Below are 16,630 nucleotides of genomic sequence, written 5' to 3'. Positions count from 1 at the left end.
CAGGGCTCGATCCGCGTACAGGGCTCGATCGACGTACAGGGCCCGATCCGCGTACGGCGACCACACGATCCGTATCCGGGGCACACTGGATCCGTGCTGATCTCCAAGGCCGTCGCTCAAGGCATCCGAGAAGGCAGGATCACCTGTCAGTTCCGCCGATGGGACGTACCGCGCGTCAAGGTCGGCGGCACCCAGCTGACCCCCTCCGGACTGATCCGCTTCACACGGGTCGCGCGCGTGTCCGACGTCGACCGGATCTCCGACCGCTCGGCCCGCGCCGCGGGTGTGAAAGACGCCGCCGCGCTTCGAAAAGCGTTGGCGTCCAGTCCGCGACGCGACGCGGGCGTGTACCGGATCACCGTCGAATGGGCGGGTGAGGATCCGCGGATCGCACTTCGAGAGACCGTCCCGGACGCCGACGACCTCATCGCGATCGCCGCACGTCTGGAACGGCTCGACCGACGCGACACCGGTCCGTGGACCCTCGACATCCTCGAATGGATCCGCGACAACCCTCGCGTGGTCTCGAAGGAGCTCGCTGCCCTGCGCGGCGTCGAACTCCAGCCGATGAAGACCGACATCCGCAAGCTCAAGGCACTCGGGCTGACCATCAGCCACGACGTAGGGTACGAACTGTCCCCGCGCGGCGCGGCGTATCTGCAGTGGTCAGGACGCTGACCCTACGATCCGGCCAGGTACAGCGCCCGCGCCTCGCGCGCGTTCCGCCCACGCAGTTCGTGCAGCACCTCCGACGGAACGTCGACGAACTCGTAGTCGGCGTCGAGGCTGCCCACCGCGACTCCGATCCACCGGGCGTCGTCGATCTGCATGGTGACGAGTGCGCCGTCCGGATGGTCGGCCACCTCCGCATGCCGCCCGATCCGCTGTCGGACCAGCTCCGCGTCGGCGTGTATCAGAACGACGACGGCGTGCTGTTCACGACCGGCACGAAGACTGTTCCGAACGTATGCCGCCGCATCGCCGCCGGGCACGGTTCGCGGATTGAAACGTCGCTTCTCCGGGCGGGCGTCGCGGAGGCGGTCCAGGCGGAAGGTACGCCAGTCGTGGCGATCGAGATCGTAGGCGAGCAGATACCAGCGGCGACCGACCGGGACCAGCCGAAGCGGTTCGACGCGGCGCCGCCCGGGCGCGCTCTGCGCCCGCGCCGCCGGCGCGTAGTGGAAGGTCAGCTCGGTCGCATCGCGACACGCGAGGGCCGCGGTCGTCAACGCCTCCGCATCCACGGCGGGCGCCTCGTCCCCGTCGCCGACGGTCACGCTCATCGCCCGCAGCGCGTCCGCGCGACGGCGCAGCTTGGGCGGCAGTACCTGTGTCACCTTGGCCAATGCGCGCACGGAAGCCTCGGCAAGCCCGGCCGCCGGTCCCGACGCCGCACTTCGCAGCGCGGTCACGATCGCGACGGCCTCCTCCTCGTCGACCACCAACGGTGGCATCGACCCACCCGGTGCGAGTTGGTAACCGCCGCCCGCCCCGCGCACCGACTCCACGGGATACCCCAGGTCCCGGAGCCGTTCGACGTCCCGGCGCACCGTCCGCTCGGTCGTGTCCAACCGTGCGGCGAGATCGGCTGCCGCCCACAGACGGTGCGCCTGCAGCAGCGCCAGCAGCTTGAGCGTCCTCGTCGTCGTATCGGCCATGAGCCGATCATGCCGCATACAGCGGACAGATACTGACCTGATTCTCAAACACTGATTGCGGACGGTTCCTGACCACATGTGTTCGTAGCGTCATCGACGAATCACCGATCGCCTCAGCGTCAGGAGCCCGAAGATGACCATCACCGCCGACCTCGAATCACCACCGCACGCCGCCCCGATCGGCGGGCGCGCCCGCACCATCGCCCTGATCTGCCTGCTCGCGGCGTCGTTCATGGAACTCATGGACGCGACCGTGGTCAACGTCGCCCTGCACACCATCGCCGACGACCTCGGTGCGTCGAGCACTGCCCTGCAGTGGATCGTCGCAGGCTACCCGCTCGCCTATGCCATCGGTCTAGTCCTCGGCGCCCGGCTCGGCGACCGCTTCGGCCGACGCCGCCTCTTCGTCCTCGGGCTCATCGCGTTCGGTGCCGCATCCCTCGCCTGTGGACTGGCGGCGACGACGGACCAGCTCGTCGTGTTCCGGTTGATCCAGGGAGCTGCCGCCGCATTGATGGTGCCGCAGGTGCTCACCAACATCCAGGTGCTGTATCCGCCGGCCGAGCGCGGCCGCGCGATGGGTCTGTTCACCTCGATCATCGGCATCGCCGCCGTGGTCGGCCCCGTGCTCGGCGCGGTGATCTCCGACGGCGACTGGTTCGGTCTGTCGTGGCGGCCGGTGTTCCTGATCAACGTCCCGATCGCCGTCGTCGCCGTGATCGCAGCACGTGTGTTCATCCCGGAGACCACCGCCGACCGCCCCGCACCGATCACGCTCGGCTCGGTCGTCCTCCTCGGCGGATCACTGGCCGCGGTCATGGCGCCGATCACGCTCGGCCCCGAGAACGACTGGCCGGTCTGGGGCTTCGTCCTGATCGCCGCGGGCCTCGCCGGATTGGGTGTGTTCGCTCGCCGACAGCTGATCGTCGAGCGCAGCGGCTCGGTCCCCATGGTTCCGCCTTCGGTGTTCGCGACCCGATCGTTCCGGGTCGGCGTCCTCGCCTTCGCGGCGTTGTTCGTCCCGACCGGCGGCTATTTCCTGGTCCAGTCACTGCACATGCAGCTCGCGCACGGGTGGTCGGTATTGCACACCGGGCTGATGTGGATCCCGTTCTCGATCGCGGTCCCGATCGCCGCCGGATTGTCGGCCACCGTTCTGGCCCGACGATTCGGCAAGCACGTCCTACAGGCGGGAGCGGCGGTGCTGATCATCGGCATCACGTCGATGATCACCGCGGACGGATCGGCGCACCCCGGCATCTGGTTCGCCGTCGCGCTCACGATCGCCGGGCTCGGATTCGGGTTGATCGTCGGCGGTGCGGGCCTTCTGGTCCTCAACGACGTCCCCGTCGCTCAAGCCGGCGCGGCGTCCGGCGTGTTCAACACGGTGCAGGCGCTGGCCGTCGCGATCGGCGCCGCGGTCATCGGAACCGTGTACTCCTCGGTGTCGGCGTCGTCGGGCTTCGACGACGCCTACCGGGCCTCGATGCTGGTCATGATCGGCCTGCTGGCACTCGGCGCGGCGATCGCGCAGGGCATGCCGCGGGTGAAGGAGTAGCCAGGTCAGCCGACCGCGTCCATCGCCCGCGCGGCGGCCTCGGCCATCCGGCCGACCACCGCGCGGGCGGTCGGGCTGATCAGACCCATGTTGGCGAAACCGTGGATCATGCCGCTCGCCCGTTCGAGGGTCACCTCGACGCCTGCCTTCTCCAGGGCCTTGGCGTATTCGATCCCCTCGTCCCGCAGCGGATCGAAACCCGCGACCACGACGTGCGCGGGCGGCAGCCCGGCGAGCTCGCCCTTGAGCGGAGACACCCGGGGATCCTCGACGAGGTCCGGCGACGGCAGATAGGTGTCCATGAAGAAGTCCATGTCGGCAGCGGTCAGGAACAGACCCTCGGCGAACTCGCGGACCGACCCGCGCGTGACCGACACGTCGACCACCGGATAGATCAGCAGCTGAAAACACGGGACGACGGCGTCGTCGCGCACCTGTTGCGCGACCACGGCGCTGAGGTTGCCGCCGGCGGAGTCGCCCGCGACGACGATCCGGCGCGGATCCAGACCCCAGTCCGACGCCTTCTCCACGGCATAGCGGAACGCGGCGACGGAGTCGTCCACGGCGGCCGGGAAGACGTGTTCGGGCGCCATTCGGTAGTCGACCGACAGCACGTCCGCTCCCGATGCGACGGCCAGCTCCCGGGCGAGGGAGTCGTGGCTGGCCCGGCTTCCGACGACGAATCCGCCACCGTGCAGGAAGACGATCAGGCCGCGGGCGCCCTTCTCGTCGACGCGGTAACGCGTGGCCGGGATCGGTCCGCCGTCGGACGGGATGGTCAGATCCTCTTCGACGGCGAACGGCGGGAAGGTCTGCGCCATCGCCGCGGAGGTCTGGTCCAGAAGTTCACGCGACTGCCGAACGTCGCCGTTCATCAACGACGCTCCGGGCAGATGCCGCGAGGCGAATGCGATCACCGCCATCTCGGGGGCCAGACGTTCGCCGTCGGCGTTGATTCGGGTGCCGCGTTTGAAGACGCCGAGGGGCAGCGCGGCCAGACCCTTCATCGCCGGCCGCTGGACGCGGGACTGCAGGGACAGCTTGATCGATGTCGCACGACTCACATCGCCGAACATACCACCGATCGATGGCATGGTTTCCGGTCAGTCGATTCCGGCCATCTCGTCCATGTCTTCGAGGGTCTTGCCCTTCGTCTCGCGAACGAACCGGGCGACGAACAGCAACGACACGAACGCGAACAGCGTGTAGAGCCCGTACGCGAACCCGAGGTTGAACGATTTGAGTCCGGGGAACGAGACGGTGACCGCCCAGTTCGCGGCCCACTGACCGGCGGCCGCCAGACTCAGCGCCGCGGCCCTGATGCGGTTCGGGAACATCTCGCCGAGCAGCACCCAGACCACCGGGCCCCAGCTGACGCCGAAGAAGATCACGAAGAGGTTCGCGGCGACCAGCGCGATCGGACCGGCGACGTCGCCGAGAACCGGGGCGCCGTCGACGATGTCGGCCGTCGCGAAGCAGATCGCCATCGCGCCGAGCGAGACCACCATCCCCGACGAGCCGATCAGGAGCAGCGGCTTGCGGCCGATCCTGTCGACCAGCGCGATCGCCACGATGGTCACCAGCACGTTCACCACCGAGGTGACGACGCTGATGACGAACGACTGGCTCTCCTTGAAGCCGACCGCCTCCCACAGGATGTTCGAGTAGTAGAAGATCACGTTGATGCCGACCGCCTGCTGGAGCATCGACAGCACCAGTCCGATCCACACGATCGGATAGACGCCGCCGGTGGGACGGATCAGATCACGCCACGACGACTGCTTCTCGCTCGCCATGCTGGTCTGGATCCGCTCGATCGTGATCTCCAGGTTCCGTTCGCCCAGGAGCGCGCCCAGCACCTTCCGGGCCTCGGGAATCTTGTGCTTGGCGATGAGATAGCGGGGCGACTCGGGGATCGTGTTGGCCAGTACGCCGTACACGACGGCGGGGATCGCCATGGTGAGGAACATCCACCGCCATGCCTCCCAACCCAGCCAGAGCTCTTCACTCGCGCCGCCCGCGATGCGCGCGAGCAGCCAGTCGACCAGCAGCGAGGCGAAGATGCCGAGGACGATCGCGAGCTGCTGCAGCGATCCGAGTCGGCCACGGACCCGCGCCGGCGACGTCTCGGCGATGTAGGCGGGCGCGATCACCGAAGCGATGCCCACGCCGATTCCGCCGATCACGCGGAAGAAGACGAGCGTCCACAGATTGTCGACGACGAGGTCGCCGAGGCCTGCGCCGAACGCGCTGACGAAGAAGAACACGGCAGCGATCTTCATGACGCGCAGCCGTCCGATCCGGTCGGCGATGCGCCCGGCCAGCATCGCGCCCGCAGCGGCGCCGAGCAGCGCCGAGGCGACGGCGAATCCGAGGTACAGGTCGCCGACGCCGAAGTGGTCCTTGATGGAGCTGACCGCTCCGTTGATCACGGCGCTGTCGTATCCGAACAGCAGACCGCCGAGGGCCGCGACGGACGCGATCCGCACGACTCCCCTGCCCGCGCCGTCGTCGTCGCCGTAGATCGACTCGACGTCGCCGGATCCGCCCTCAGCCATGCTCTTCCCCGATTCGTCGATGGACTGTCGAATCAGCGTAAATCGTTCGGACCAGCCGCCGCGGGAGAAACGCCAGCGCGCGGGCCGCTGCCGATCGGGCGTAGCGTTCTGTCCATGTCGCCGGTTCTGGCACGGGTCACACCCGCTGATCGACGATCCGCACGCCCGCATATGGGAAACTCGTGGAATGCCTTCAGGATCGCGTCTACCGCTCCGCACTCGTGCCGCGCTCGCCGCCGCGGCGTCGGCCCGCTGGGCCTCGCGCACGGCGGGCCGCGGCAAGGGCTCGATGATCGGCGGACTCGTCGCCGAGAAGATCGATCCGAAGATCATGACGCGTCTGGCCGCGGGCAAGACGACGGCGCTGATCACCGGGACCAACGGCAAGTCGACCACGACGCGGATGACCGCGGCCGCCCTCGCCACGATCGGTGAGGTCGCGACCCAGGACGACGGCGCGAACATGGACGCGGGGATCATCGCGACGCTCAGCCTCCACCAGAACGCCGCGCTGTGCGCTCTCGAGGTCGACGAGCTCCACGTGCCGCACGTCGCCGACAACACGTCGCCGCGGGTCATCACGATGTTGAATCTCTCGCGCGATCAGCTCGACCGAGTCGGCGAGATCAATGTGATCGAGCGTCGACTCCGCGCCGCCGTCGCCGCGCACCGCGACAGCGTGATCGTCGCCAACTGCGACGACGTGCTGGTCACCTCGGCCGCGTTCGACTCGCGCAACGTCGTCTGGGTCGCCGCGGGTGCGGCCTGGGTCGGCGACTCGGTGGGCGACCCCCGGTCCGGAGAGGCCATCGTCCGCACCGGCGACGACTGGTACTCCAGCGGCGACGCCTCGTTCCGTCGCCCCGCGCCCGCGTGGTGGTTCGACGACGAGAACGTCTACGGTCCGGACGGATTCGTCGCTCCCCTGACATTGAACGTTCCGGGACGGGCCAACCGTGGCAACGCGACGCAGGCGATCGCCACCGCCGTCGCGATGGGTGCGGATCCCGCGGCGGCCGCGCGGGCGGTCGGCACGGTCGGCGAGGTCGCGGGCCGATACGGAGTGCAACAGCTCGGCGACCACCGCGTCCGCACGCTGCTGGCGAAGAATCCGGCCGGTTGGCAGGAGGCGCTGTCGATGATCGACCCCGCCGCCGACAGCCTGGTGATCGCGGTGAACGGACAGGTGCCCGACGGTGAGGACCTGTCCTGGCTGTGGGACGTGCGTTTCGAGGAGTTCGAGAACACCGAGGTGATCGCCGCCGGCGAGCGCGCCGCCGACCTGTCCGTGCGTCTGCTGTACGCGGGGGCCGAGCACACGGTCGTCGACGATCCCCTGACCGCGATCAGATCGTGTCCGGCGGGGCGCGTCGAGGTCCTGGCCAACTACACGGCGTTCCGCGACCTCGCGATCGCCATGGACCGCGCGAAGGGAGATCGGTGATGAGCGAGTCGACTCTGCGGATCGGCCTGGTCCTGCCCGATGTGATGGGCACGTACGGCGACGGCGGCAACGCACTGATCCTGCGACAGCGTGCCCGTATGCGCGGTATGGACGCAGAGATCGTCGAACTGACATTGGACGGCGACGTCCCGGACTCCCTCGACGTGTACACGCTCGGCGGTGCCGAGGACGCGGCGCAGCGTCTGGCGACCCGGCATCTGACCGATCATCCGGGTCTGCAACGCGCGGCCGAGAAGGGCACCCCCGTCCTGGCGATCTGCGCCGCCATCCAAGTGCTCGGCCACTGGTACGAGACGTCGGCGGGCGAACGCGTGTCGGGCATCAGCATGTTCGACGTGACCACGTCTCCGCGACAGACGCGCGCCATCGGCGAGTTGATCACCGATCCGCTCCTCGCCGGGCTGACCCAGCCGCTGTCGGGCTTCGAGAACCATCGTGGAGCGACGATCCTCGGCTCCGCCGCGACCCCTCTCGGGCGGGTCCGCCACGGCGTCGGCAACGGAGGCTCGGAGGCCGTGGAGGGTGTCGTGCAGGGCAGTGTCCTGGGCACCTACATGCACGGGCCGCTGCTGGCCCGCAATCCCGAGTTCGCCGACTATCTGCTCGCCCAGGCGACCGGCGCCGACCTCGCTCCCCTCGATCTTCCGCAGGTGGACCGTCTGCGTCGCGAACGACTCGCCGTCGGGCGGTAGCCGCAACGAAGATGTGCGGTAGCCGCAACGAAGATGTAGGGGATCCTGTCGCTGTGCGAGAGAATCCCCTACATCTTTCCCCTACGCCCCCGGGGCCTTCGTCAGCGACGCGGTGACCGGAGCCTGCGGTGTCCTGGTCACATCGGTGTGACCGGTGCGCAGGTACTCCACGACCGCCGCGTCGAGCGGCTTGTTCGACCGACCGAACTGTCCGTGGTCGCCGCCGCCGACGGTGATGAGATGCGTATTCATGCTCTTGTGCGTCGCCAACGACTGCCGGTAGGGCGTCTGCGGGTCGCCGACGCTCTGGATCTGCAGCGGCTGGACGGCCAGCTTGTTGCGCAGTGGAATCGGCGTGGTGACCGGCGCGGCACCCGCGCAGCCCAGACCCGACCGGTACGTCAGCCCCGGGGAGTCGAAGACGTCACCGGTCACGAGGTTTGCGAGCACGGCGGCCGGCGTCAGCGTCGGATCACGCGGCGACCTGTCCTCGTTGCAGATGATGACCGACTGCATGTCCTGCGCGTTGGTCGCGGCCTTGAGTTCCTCCGCCGACGGCTTGGGCGGCGTCGACCGGCCCGCCGTCTGCAGCGCGATCGCGGGCCACAGGTCACGGCTCGGCGCGTACGCCCGAGTCAGCACGAACAGCGACGAACTCGCCTGCGACCCGCCCGTGGCGAGCGTCGCGACCAGGTTCTCGATGCGGGCCCGCGCATCCGCGGTCATGTTCACACCCGCGAGGTACTGCTGGGCCACCGCCTTCAGACCGGGCGGCACGTCGCCGACCCGCGCGGGCGGAGCCGACAACGACGGCGGCACGCCCGCCTCCTTCTCGACCGCCCGACTCCACCGCTGATAGACGGCCAACGGGGTGGTCCCGAGATGGTAGACGTCGTCGTGCGAGGCGATCCAGGCCATCATCGCGTGGGCCCGCGCCCGGTATCCGGCGGTCTGGTCGTCGAGCATCTGTCCCCACGCGCGTCGCGGGTCCATCGCTGAGTCGAGGACCAGTCGATCGGTGTGCGACGGGAAGAGCGTGGCGTACGTGCCCATCAGCCATGTTCCGTACGAGATCCCGTACAGGCTGATCTTGTCCAGACCCATGGCGCGTCGCACCTGTTCGATGTCGCGCGCGGTGGTCTCGGTGGTGAGCGTCTTGGTGTAGCCGGGCGTGTTCTTCTCGCACCGTTCGCGGTTGAGTGCACCGGCGCCGTTCTCGCCCCCGGACGCCTTGGACAGCGGATCGCATCTCACCGGCGTCGCACCGATCAGCCCGCGCGGCTGCACGGCGACGAGATCCCACTCCTGTCGGATCTGGTCGGCGGGTTCGAGCGCGGTGAACATGCCGATCCCGTCACCGCCGGGACCGCCCGGATTGCCGAACAGCGTGCCGCGTCTGGCTCCGGTGGCCGGGAGCTTGCTGACCGTGACCGAGATGGTCGGGCCGTTCGGCTTCGCGTAGTCGCGCGGCACCTGCACCGTCGCGCACTGCGTGTCCGGCGACGCGTGGTGGATCCGATCGCAGGCGCCCCAGTTCAGAGCCTGCGGCGCGGCGTCCGCGGGAGGCGCTGCCACCAACGAGGAGCCGATCGCGACGGCGCCGACGACGAGGGGTGCACGGCGAATGGAACGTAAGACGGGAATCACTCCTCGCGAGGCGGCGTATTAATCTGTTCGGACTACATATACCGCACACGGTGACGCGGCACATGTCATCGCCGAGGAAAAGCGACGCGGGCCACGGACGGTCTCCGCAACGCTCGCGACGGTGGTGACGAGACGGCCCCCTACACCGCCAGCACCCGGCACCGGTCACGGGTGCCGTCGACGGCGAACCAGCCGGTCTCGAAGTCCTGCCAGGCGGCGAGGTGTCGCCGGGAGGCCTCGCCGTCACGCGCGACGGCCCGTTCCAACCGCTCCGGGGCCGACGGCCCGTCGATCCAGTAGGCCGCGGTCAAGCGGTCGGCGACGGTGCGGCGCGCCGACGTGACGCCCTCGACGATCAGCAACGGCTGCCAGCGGATCCACGCGGGCGGACCGACCTCGGGCACGCCGTTGACCCAGATGCGCGGGCGGTACACGAAATCGTGGCGTCGCTCGAACGCCCCGATCACGTCCTCCTCCAACTCGGGCCACCAGGACGCCGGGTCGTCCCACGTCGCGAACTCGTCGGTCCCGATCAGCACGCATCGGCGGCCGCGGTCGCCCAGTGCCCGAACGAGTTCGGTCGCGAACGTGCTCTTACCCGAACCGGAGTGGCCGTCGATGGCGACGATCCCCTCGGTGAGTCCGTCGCGGACCGCGATCTCGTCGGCCAGACGGGACCAGCCCAACTGCCAGCTGTCGGGCATCGACTCAGACCAGGGCGCGTCGACCGGAGAACGCGCGTCCCAGGGTCAGTTCGTCGGCGAACTCGAGGTCGCCGCCCATCGGCAGTCCGGACGCCAGCCGGGTCACGGAGAGACCGGGGAAGTCACGGAGCATGCGCAGCAGGTAGGTCGCCGTCGCCTCGCCCTCGGTGTTCGGGTCGGTGGCGACGATGATCTCGCTGACCACCGTTCCGTCGGTCTGTTCGGCGAGGCGTTTGAGCAGTTCCCGGATGCGCAGCTGGTCGGGACCGATGCCCGACAGCGGGTCGAGTGCACCGCCGAGAACGTGATAGCGGCCGTCGAACTCGCGTGTCTTCTCGATCGCGTAGATGTCCTTGGGCTCTTCGACGACGCAGATCTTGGTGGCGTCACGGCGCGGATCGGCGCAGAGACGGCACAGCCGTTCGGCGGCGATGTTGCCGCACTCCTCGCAGAAGGTGACGTCGTCGCGCACCTTGATCAGCGCTGCCGTCAACCTGTCGATCTCGGTGTTCTCACCGGCCAGCAGGTGGAAGGCGATGCGCTGGGCGCCTTTCGGCCCCAGCCCGGGGAGCTTCGCGAGCTGGTCGATGAGGTCCTGGATCGGTCCTTCGTACATGTCAGCCGAGTCCGGGCAGTCCGCCTGCGAGCGGTCCCATCTTGTCCTGGGTCACCGCATCGCGGTTGCGCGCGAGATCGGCGAGGGCCCCGACGATCAGGTCCTGCAAGGTCTCGACGTCCTCGGGGTCGACGACGTCGCGCGCGATCTCGATGCCGGTCACCTCGCCGATGCCGTTGCCGGTCACCGTCACCAGACCATTGCCCGCCTGCCCGGTCACCTCGGTGTTCGCGATCTCGTCTTGTGCGGCGATCACCTTGGCCTGCATCTCCTGCACCTGCGAGAGGAGCCCGGCCATCGGGTTGTCGCCGTCGCCGCCACCGAGGAGGGCGCTGGGATCGAATGCGTCAGTCACGTGCTCCAGGATACCGTCGCCGCTCAGCGGAGCAGCCGCTCGACATGCTCGGCGAGTTCGTCCACACTCACCTCGCCGTCGGTGACGACCTCGAAGGAGATGACCTCGTCGCCGAACAGCCGTGCGGCCCTGCCGATCAGCGCGAACTCGAACCGGTCGCCGACCCGACGCCACTGGGTCACCGCGTCGTAGACGGGCGCGCTCGCCCCGGTCGTCAGACAGTACTCGTCCGCGCGCGGTCCGCCCGGCAGATCGCGTTGGATCTGCACACAGGCGTCCGACTCGGAGTCGAGGAAGACCACGGCCTCGCAACCGAGGTCGACGTGCCGTTCATAGGAGCCGAAGATCGCCATGAGGGCAGGGTAGAGAATGACCGTCGACGACGCAGACGAAAGGGGCGCGATGATGACGCTGTTCGACCTCGGCGGCGAGCCCGCCGACCTCGGTCCCGGAGCGACGCACGTGCCGAACTGGCTCACGTCGGACCAGCAGCGGTGGATCGTCGAACAGTTCACCGCGTGGACGCGCGGACCGGTGCCGATCCGCGCGGCGACGGTGCGTGGGCACGCGATGTCGGTGCGGACGGTGTGCCTCGGCTGGCACTGGCGGCCGTACCGTTACACACGCCGGGCGACCGATGTGAACAACGCCCCGGTGCTGCCGTTTCCCGACTGGATGGTGCGCCTGGGTCGCCGCGCCCTCACCGATGCCGGGTACCGACCCGCTCAGGTCGAGGCCTACACGCCCGACGTCGCACTGGTGAACCTCTACGACGCCGCGGCCCGTATGGGCATGCACCAGGACAAGGACGAACGATCACTCGCGCCCGTCGTCTCCCTGTCGATCGGTGACGCCTGCACCTTCCGGTTCGGCAACACCGAGAACCGGTCTCGGCCGTACACCGACATCCCGCTGCACTCGGGCGACCTCTTCGTCTTCGGCGGGCCCGCCCGGCTCGCGTTCCACGGTGTCACCCGCGTACACCCGCACACCGCCCCGCCCGAGTGCGGACTCGACAGCGGCCGGATCAACATCACCATGCGCACCACCGGGTTCAACGCGCGGGAGGACTGAACGCGGCCGGACTCCTCACAACTCCAGTCGGCTGACGAACCGGCGCCGCTCCCCGGCGAACGGATCGTCGAACTCGGCGGAGTACGCCAGAAGCTTCAGCGGTCGGGCGAAGTCGTCGACGGTCGCGGCGACTCGTGCCCGATCCACGTCCGGATACAGCGGATCGTCGACGATCGGCACGCCGAGACCGGCCATGTGCAGGCGGAGCTGGTGCGTACGGCCGGTGGACGGTCGCAGTCGGTAGACGCCGAGCCCGTCGTCGCGCACCGATTCCAGAGAGATCTCGCTGACCGCATTGACCGCACCGTCGACGAGTCGCGCACGCAGGTCACCCGCGTCCTTCTCGATGCGGTTCTCCACGCGGACGCCCCGGCGCAGCGACGGATCGGCGGGGGCCAGCGCCCGGTACTCCTTGACGACACGACGCTGGGCGAACAGGTCCTGGTACGCCGCACGCACGTCCGGCCGTCGCGTGAAGATCAGCACCCCGGCCGTGAGTCGATCCAGGCGATGCACCGGCGCGACGTCGTCGCCGAACTCGCGGCGCAGACGGACCAGGGCAGTCTGTGTCACGTGCGCGCCGCGCGGCATGGTGGCCAGGAAATGAGGTTTGTCGACGACGATCAACCGGTCGTCGACGTGCAGGACCGGCATGCCGAACGGCACCGGGACCTCGTCGGGCAGATCACGGTGCAGGTACACCGGCACGGGTCGGACGACGGGCGCGGCGAGGTCCACCGGGTCGCCGTCGGCGTCGACGATCTCACCGGCGGCGTCGCGACGGCGCAGATCGTCGAGGGTCCAGCCGTCGAGGACCGGCGCCCGAAGCAACGTCTGCGCGACGGTGAGCGGTTCGTCGCCGACACGCAGAACCACCCGGGTGGCGTCGACGCCGTCCCGGGTGGCCAGAGGTTTGACGCGTCTGCGTCCTCGTCTGCTCAGATCACTTCTCGAGACGGGCGCGCAGGTTGTTCAGCACCTCGGTGTAGATCCGGTCCAGGCCCTTCGGCGCGAACGTCTTCTCGAAGAAGCCGCCGATGCCGCCCGCACCCTTCCAGGTGGTGACGACCTCCACCTGCGCACTGTCGCCGACCGAGGTGACGGTGTAGGTGGTGACCATCGTCGAGTTCTTGTCCGTCTCGGTGATCCGGTCGCCCGCGACGGTGATGTCGGCCAGAACGTCGCGCGACCGCTTCTCGGTGGCCTGCAGGACCCAGTGCACGACGGTGCCCGCACCCTGGCCTCCCGCGTCGACGCGGTAATCGCGGAAATTGGCCGGCAGGATCTCCGGACGGACCTTCTCGTAATCGGCGAGAGCAGCGAAGACCTCGTTCGCGGGTGCGGCGATCGAGGCGGTGGTGGTTGCGGTGACCTGTGCCACGGTGGGTGACTCCTTCATGACAGTGTGGCTCTCCGGCACGTCTGCGACGGCGAGCTGCGTACCCCGTCCACGGTACTTGGCCCGCCGCGTGACCCGGCAAAACCACGGGTGGATTTCGCCGCCCGGACTCGGCGGCTAGCCTGTTCCTGTGGTTGCCAATCGCCTGGAATACGTCGGATCCGATTTCACCGAAGGAGTGAAGCGACTCGTCGCAAGCTATGCCGCGATTCCCGAGGGTGCGACGGTCCGCCTGGCGAAGAAGACCTCGAACCTGTTCCGCAAGCGCGCCGACGTCGACGTGCCCGGACTGGACGTGTCGGGTCTGGACAAGGTGATCTCGGTGGACCCGGTCACCCGCACCGCTCAGGTCGCGGGCATGTGCACCTACGAGACCCTCGTCGACGCGACGCTGCGGTACGGCCTGGCGCCGACCGTCGTCCCGCAGCTCAAGACCATCACTCTGGGCGGCGCGGTGACCGGAATGGGCATCGAGAGCACCTCGTTCCGCAGCGGCCTCCCCCACGAGGCCGTGCAGGAGATCGAGATCCTCACCGGGGCGGGCGAACTCGTCGTCGCACGCCCCGACAACGAGTACCGCGACCTGTACTACGGATTCCCGAACTCGTACGGCACGCTCGGCTACTCGGTGCGACTGAAGATCACCCTGGAAGAAGTCAAGCCGTTCGTGGAACTGCGCCACGTCCGATTCACCGATCTGCGTGCCATGCAGGACACGATGACCGCGATCTCCGAATCCCGCGAGTATCAGGGCGAGCCCGTCGATTATCTGGACGGCGTCGTATTCGGCGCCGACGAGAGCTACCTCGTCCTGGGTCGACAGACCGATGAGCGCGGACAGGTCAGCGACTACACCGACGAGAACATCTTCTACCGCTCCATCCAGCACGACGACACCGAGACCCCCAAGCGCGACCGATTGACCATCCGCGACTACCTGTGGCGCTGGGACACCGACTGGTTCTGGTGCTCGCGGGCGTTCGGCGCACAGGATCCCCGGATTCGCCGGTTCTGGCCCAAGAAGTATCTGCGCAGCAGCTTCTACTGGAAACTCATCGGCTACGACCACCGCTGGAACATCGGCGACAAGATCAACGCCCGCAAGGGTCTGCCTGCCAACGAGCGCGTCGTGCAGGACATCGAGGTCCCCCTGGACCGGACCGCGGACTTCGCCGAGTGGTTCCTCGACGAGGTCCCGATCGAACCGATCTGGATGTGCCCGCTGCGGCTCGCCGAGCCGTCGCCGGACACGACCGGCAGCAAGCAGCCGTGGCCGCTGTATCCGCTCGAACGCGGCCGCACCTACGTCAACTTCGGGTTCTGGTCCGCCGTGCCAGTCACTCCCGGCAGCCCGGGACACACCAATCGGCGGATCGAGAAGAAGGTCGCCGAGCTGGGGGGACACAAGTCCCTCTACTCCGAGTCGTTCTATCCCGAAGACGAATTCTATGAAATGTACGGAGGCGCCGCGTACCGCGAGTTGAAGTCGCGATACGACCCGAAGGGACGGCTCCTCGGTTTGTACGAGAAGACGGTGAAACAGAAATGAAGTTGGCTAACGTATTCGAGAAGCTGGTCGGCGGTGATCTCCAGATCCGGATCACCGCGTACGACGGGAGCTCCGCGGGCCCCGAGGACGCCAGGTACGGCCTCAATCTGAAGACCCCGCGCGGCACCACCTACCTGGTGACCGCGCCCGGCGACCTCGGTCTGGCACGTGCCTACGTGGCCGGCGATCTGGAGCTCATCGGAAACCATCCCGGCGACCCCTACGAGACACTGCAGGCTCTGGCGGGCGATCTGAAATTCACCAGGCCGAGCCCCCTGGAGATGGCTCAGCTCGTCCGCGACGTCGGCGTCGAACACTTCAAGCCGATCGCGCCGCCCCCGCAGGAGTCCCTCCCCCGGTGGCGTCGGTTCGCCGAGGGCTTCCGGCACAGCAAGGACCGCGACGCCGAGGTCATCAGCTACCACTACGACGTCTCGAACCGGTTCTACGAGCTGGTGCTGGGCGAGTCGATGACGTACACGTGCGCCGTCTACCCGAACCTGGAGGCCACCCTCGAGGAGGCGCAGGAGAACAAGTACCGGCTGATCTTCGACAAGCTGCGGCTGAAGCCGGGCGACCGTCTCCTCGACATCGGCTGCGGCTGGGGCGGCATGGTCCGCTACGCCGCCAAGCGCGGCGTGCACGCACTCGGCGTCACCTTGTCGAAGGAGCAGGCCGAGTGGGCCCAGCAAGCCGTCGTCGATCAGGGACTCACCGAGTTCGGCGAGGTCCGGCACAGCGACTACCGGGACGTGAAGGAGTCGGGATTCGACGCGGTGTCGTCGATCGGCCTCACCGAGCACATCGGCGTCGCCAACTACCCGGACTACTTCACGTTCATGCGCGACAAGGTGCGCGACGGCGGCATGATCCTCAACCACTCGATCACCCGCCCGGAGAACAGCACCCGCAGCAAGGCCGGACCGTTCATCGACCGCTACGTGTTCCCCGACGGCGAGCTCACCGGCAGCGGCACGATCATCTCCAAGATGCAGAACGTCAAGAACCTCGAGGTCCTGCACGAAGAGAACTTCCGCAGCCACTACGCGATGACGCTGCGCGACTGGAACAAGAACCTCGTGGCGAACTGGGACGAGGCCGTCGCCGAGGTCGGCGAGGGCACCGCGCGCCTGTGGGGTCTGTACATGGCGGGCTGCCGCATCGGCTTCGATCGCAACATCGTGCAGCTGCACCACGTCCTGGCGACCAAGCTGCCCGACGGCCAGGAGGACCTGCTTCCTCTGCGCCCGTGGTGGCAGCCGTAGGACACTGACGCGAGACGCCTGAGGCGTCTGTTCGCGCTCCACGTCTGACGTGGTGCGGGAGCAGACGCCTCAGGCGTCTCGTCGTCTCAG

17 protein-coding genes are annotated in these 16,630 nt (G+C 68.3%); 7 read left to right on the top strand and 10 right to left on the bottom strand.

Annotated elements, in window-relative coordinates:
- Positions 1–93 precede the first annotated feature (93 nt).
- On the top strand, positions 94–678 hold the full coding sequence (locus BKA16_RS06230; protein WP_183369844.1) for an ASCH domain-containing protein: 585 nt from the start codon (positions 94–96) through the stop codon (positions 676–678).
- A gap of 2 nt (positions 679–680) precedes the next feature.
- Here the strand turns inward: BKA16_RS06230 and BKA16_RS06225 are convergent, their stop codons facing one another.
- A complete protein-coding gene (locus BKA16_RS06225) occupies positions 681–1,658 on the bottom strand; it encodes a helix-turn-helix transcriptional regulator (protein ID WP_183369843.1) in 978 nt (325 codons plus the stop codon).
- Between the two features lie 133 nt (positions 1,659–1,791).
- Between BKA16_RS06225 and BKA16_RS06220 the strand changes: the two genes are divergently transcribed.
- Positions 1,792–3,216: an MFS transporter gene (locus tag BKA16_RS06220; RefSeq protein ID WP_183369842.1), complete on the top strand. Its 1,425-nt coding sequence runs from the start codon at positions 1,792–1,794 to the stop codon at positions 3,214–3,216.
- Positions 3,217–3,221: 5 nt separating this feature from the next.
- Here BKA16_RS06220 and BKA16_RS06215 read toward each other — a convergent pair whose 3' ends face one another.
- Together BKA16_RS06215 and BKA16_RS06210 are read right to left on the bottom strand one after the other, a co-directional pair.
- Positions 3,222–4,280: an alpha/beta hydrolase fold domain-containing protein gene (locus BKA16_RS06215; protein ID WP_183369841.1), complete on the bottom strand. Its 1,059-nt coding sequence runs from the start codon at positions 4,278–4,280 to the stop codon at positions 3,222–3,224.
- A gap of 39 nt (positions 4,281–4,319) precedes the next feature.
- Entirely contained in the window at positions 4,320–5,774 is a 1,455-nt protein-coding gene (locus tag BKA16_RS06210; RefSeq protein ID WP_183369840.1) for a sugar porter family MFS transporter, read from the bottom strand.
- Positions 5,775–5,961: 187 nt separating this feature from the next.
- Here BKA16_RS06210 and BKA16_RS06205 point away from each other — a divergent pair, with 187 nt between their 5' ends.
- Entirely contained in the window at positions 5,962–7,218 is a 1,257-nt protein-coding gene (locus BKA16_RS06205) for a Mur ligase family protein (RefSeq protein WP_183369839.1), read from the top strand.
- Positions 7,218–7,931 carry a type 1 glutamine amidotransferase gene (locus tag BKA16_RS06200; RefSeq protein WP_183369838.1) on the top strand — a complete coding sequence of 238 codons (714 nt, stop codon included), beginning with the start codon at positions 7,218–7,220 and terminating at the stop codon, positions 7,929–7,931. Before BKA16_RS06205 ends, BKA16_RS06200 begins: the two co-directional genes overlap by 1 nt.
- Before the next feature lie 81 nt (positions 7,932–8,012).
- Here the strand turns inward: BKA16_RS06200 and BKA16_RS06195 are convergent, their stop codons facing one another.
- From BKA16_RS06195 to BKA16_RS06175, 5 genes are all read right to left on the bottom strand, one after another.
- Positions 8,013–9,506 carry an alpha/beta fold hydrolase gene (locus BKA16_RS06195; protein ID WP_343067298.1) on the bottom strand — a complete coding sequence of 498 codons (1,494 nt, stop codon included), beginning with the start codon at positions 9,504–9,506 and terminating at the stop codon, positions 8,013–8,015.
- A gap of 212 nt (positions 9,507–9,718) precedes the next feature.
- Positions 9,719–10,282, bottom strand: a complete 564-nt coding sequence (locus BKA16_RS06190) for a uridine kinase family protein (RefSeq protein WP_183369837.1) — start codon at positions 10,280–10,282, stop codon at positions 9,719–9,721.
- Positions 10,283–10,286: 4 nt separating this feature from the next.
- The gene (gene recR / locus BKA16_RS06185; protein WP_183369836.1) at positions 10,287–10,898 is read right to left on the bottom strand and encodes a recombination mediator RecR; all 612 of its coding nucleotides are present in this window, start codon (positions 10,896–10,898) and stop codon (positions 10,287–10,289) included.
- Position 10,899: 1 nt separating this feature from the next.
- The gene (locus BKA16_RS06180) at positions 10,900–11,253 is read right to left on the bottom strand and encodes a YbaB/EbfC family nucleoid-associated protein (protein ID WP_183369835.1); all 354 of its coding nucleotides are present in this window, start codon (positions 11,251–11,253) and stop codon (positions 10,900–10,902) included.
- Between the two features lie 23 nt (positions 11,254–11,276).
- The gene (locus BKA16_RS06175) at positions 11,277–11,606 is read right to left on the bottom strand and encodes a hypothetical protein (protein WP_183369834.1); all 330 of its coding nucleotides are present in this window, start codon (positions 11,604–11,606) and stop codon (positions 11,277–11,279) included.
- Between the two features lie 49 nt (positions 11,607–11,655).
- Here BKA16_RS06175 and BKA16_RS06170 point away from each other — a divergent pair, with 49 nt between their 5' ends.
- Positions 11,656–12,327 carry an alpha-ketoglutarate-dependent dioxygenase AlkB family protein gene (locus tag BKA16_RS06170; RefSeq protein ID WP_183372927.1) on the top strand — a complete coding sequence of 224 codons (672 nt, stop codon included), beginning with the start codon at positions 11,656–11,658 and terminating at the stop codon, positions 12,325–12,327.
- A 15-nt stretch (positions 12,328–12,342) separates the two neighbouring features.
- Here the strand turns inward: BKA16_RS06170 and BKA16_RS06165 are convergent, their stop codons facing one another.
- Complete coding sequence (locus BKA16_RS06165; protein ID WP_183369833.1) at positions 12,343–13,203, bottom strand: pseudouridine synthase; 861 nt, start codon at positions 13,201–13,203, stop codon at positions 12,343–12,345.
- Positions 13,204–13,270: 67 nt separating this feature from the next.
- Positions 13,271–13,708 carry an SRPBCC family protein gene (locus BKA16_RS06160; protein ID WP_183369832.1) on the bottom strand — a complete coding sequence of 146 codons (438 nt, stop codon included), beginning with the start codon at positions 13,706–13,708 and terminating at the stop codon, positions 13,271–13,273.
- Positions 13,709–13,856: 148 nt separating this feature from the next.
- Between BKA16_RS06160 and BKA16_RS06155 the strand changes: the two genes are divergently transcribed.
- Complete coding sequence (locus tag BKA16_RS06155) at positions 13,857–15,275, top strand: FAD-binding protein (RefSeq protein WP_343067297.1); 1,419 nt, start codon at positions 13,857–13,859, stop codon at positions 15,273–15,275.
- Positions 15,272–16,540 carry a class I SAM-dependent methyltransferase gene (locus BKA16_RS06150; protein WP_183369831.1) on the top strand — a complete coding sequence of 423 codons (1,269 nt, stop codon included), beginning with the start codon at positions 15,272–15,274 and terminating at the stop codon, positions 16,538–16,540. The genes BKA16_RS06155 and BKA16_RS06150 overlap by 4 nt, the downstream gene beginning before the upstream one ends.
- Positions 16,541–16,630: the final 90 nt, after the last annotated feature.

The sequence above is a fragment of the Gordonia humi genome (genome assembly GCF_014197435.1).
Lineage (GTDB): Bacteria > Actinomycetota > Actinomycetes > Mycobacteriales > Mycobacteriaceae > Gordonia > Gordonia humi.
The sequence above is the reverse complement of the archived record's forward strand: the minus strand, read 5'-3'. Positions and strand labels throughout refer to the sequence as shown.

Coding starts and splice junctions, on each gene's coding strand:
- BKA16_RS06225 (WP_183369843.1), bottom strand. CDS start 1,658: ATGGCCGATACGACGACGAGGACGCTCAAGCTGCTGGCGCTGCTGCAG.
- BKA16_RS06220 (WP_183369842.1), top strand. CDS start 1,792: ATGACCATCACCGCCGACCTCGAATCACCACCGCACGCCGCCCCGATC.
- BKA16_RS06210 (WP_183369840.1), bottom strand. CDS start 5,774: ATGGCTGAGGGCGGATCCGGCGACGTCGAGTCGATCTACGGCGACGAC.
- BKA16_RS06205 (WP_183369839.1), top strand. CDS start 5,962: ATGCCTTCAGGATCGCGTCTACCGCTCCGCACTCGTGCCGCGCTCGCC.
- BKA16_RS06200 (WP_183369838.1), top strand. CDS start 7,218: ATGAGCGAGTCGACTCTGCGGATCGGCCTGGTCCTGCCCGATGTGATG.
- BKA16_RS06190 (WP_183369837.1), bottom strand. CDS start 10,282: ATGCCCGACAGCTGGCAGTTGGGCTGGTCCCGTCTGGCCGACGAGATC.
- recR (WP_183369836.1), bottom strand. CDS start 10,898: ATGTACGAAGGACCGATCCAGGACCTCATCGACCAGCTCGCGAAGCTC.
- BKA16_RS06175 (WP_183369834.1), bottom strand. CDS start 11,606: ATGGCGATCTTCGGCTCCTATGAACGGCACGTCGACCTCGGTTGCGAG.
- BKA16_RS06170 (WP_183372927.1), top strand. CDS start 11,656: ATGATGACGCTGTTCGACCTCGGCGGCGAGCCCGCCGACCTCGGTCCC.
- BKA16_RS06150 (WP_183369831.1), top strand. CDS start 15,272: ATGAAGTTGGCTAACGTATTCGAGAAGCTGGTCGGCGGTGATCTCCAG.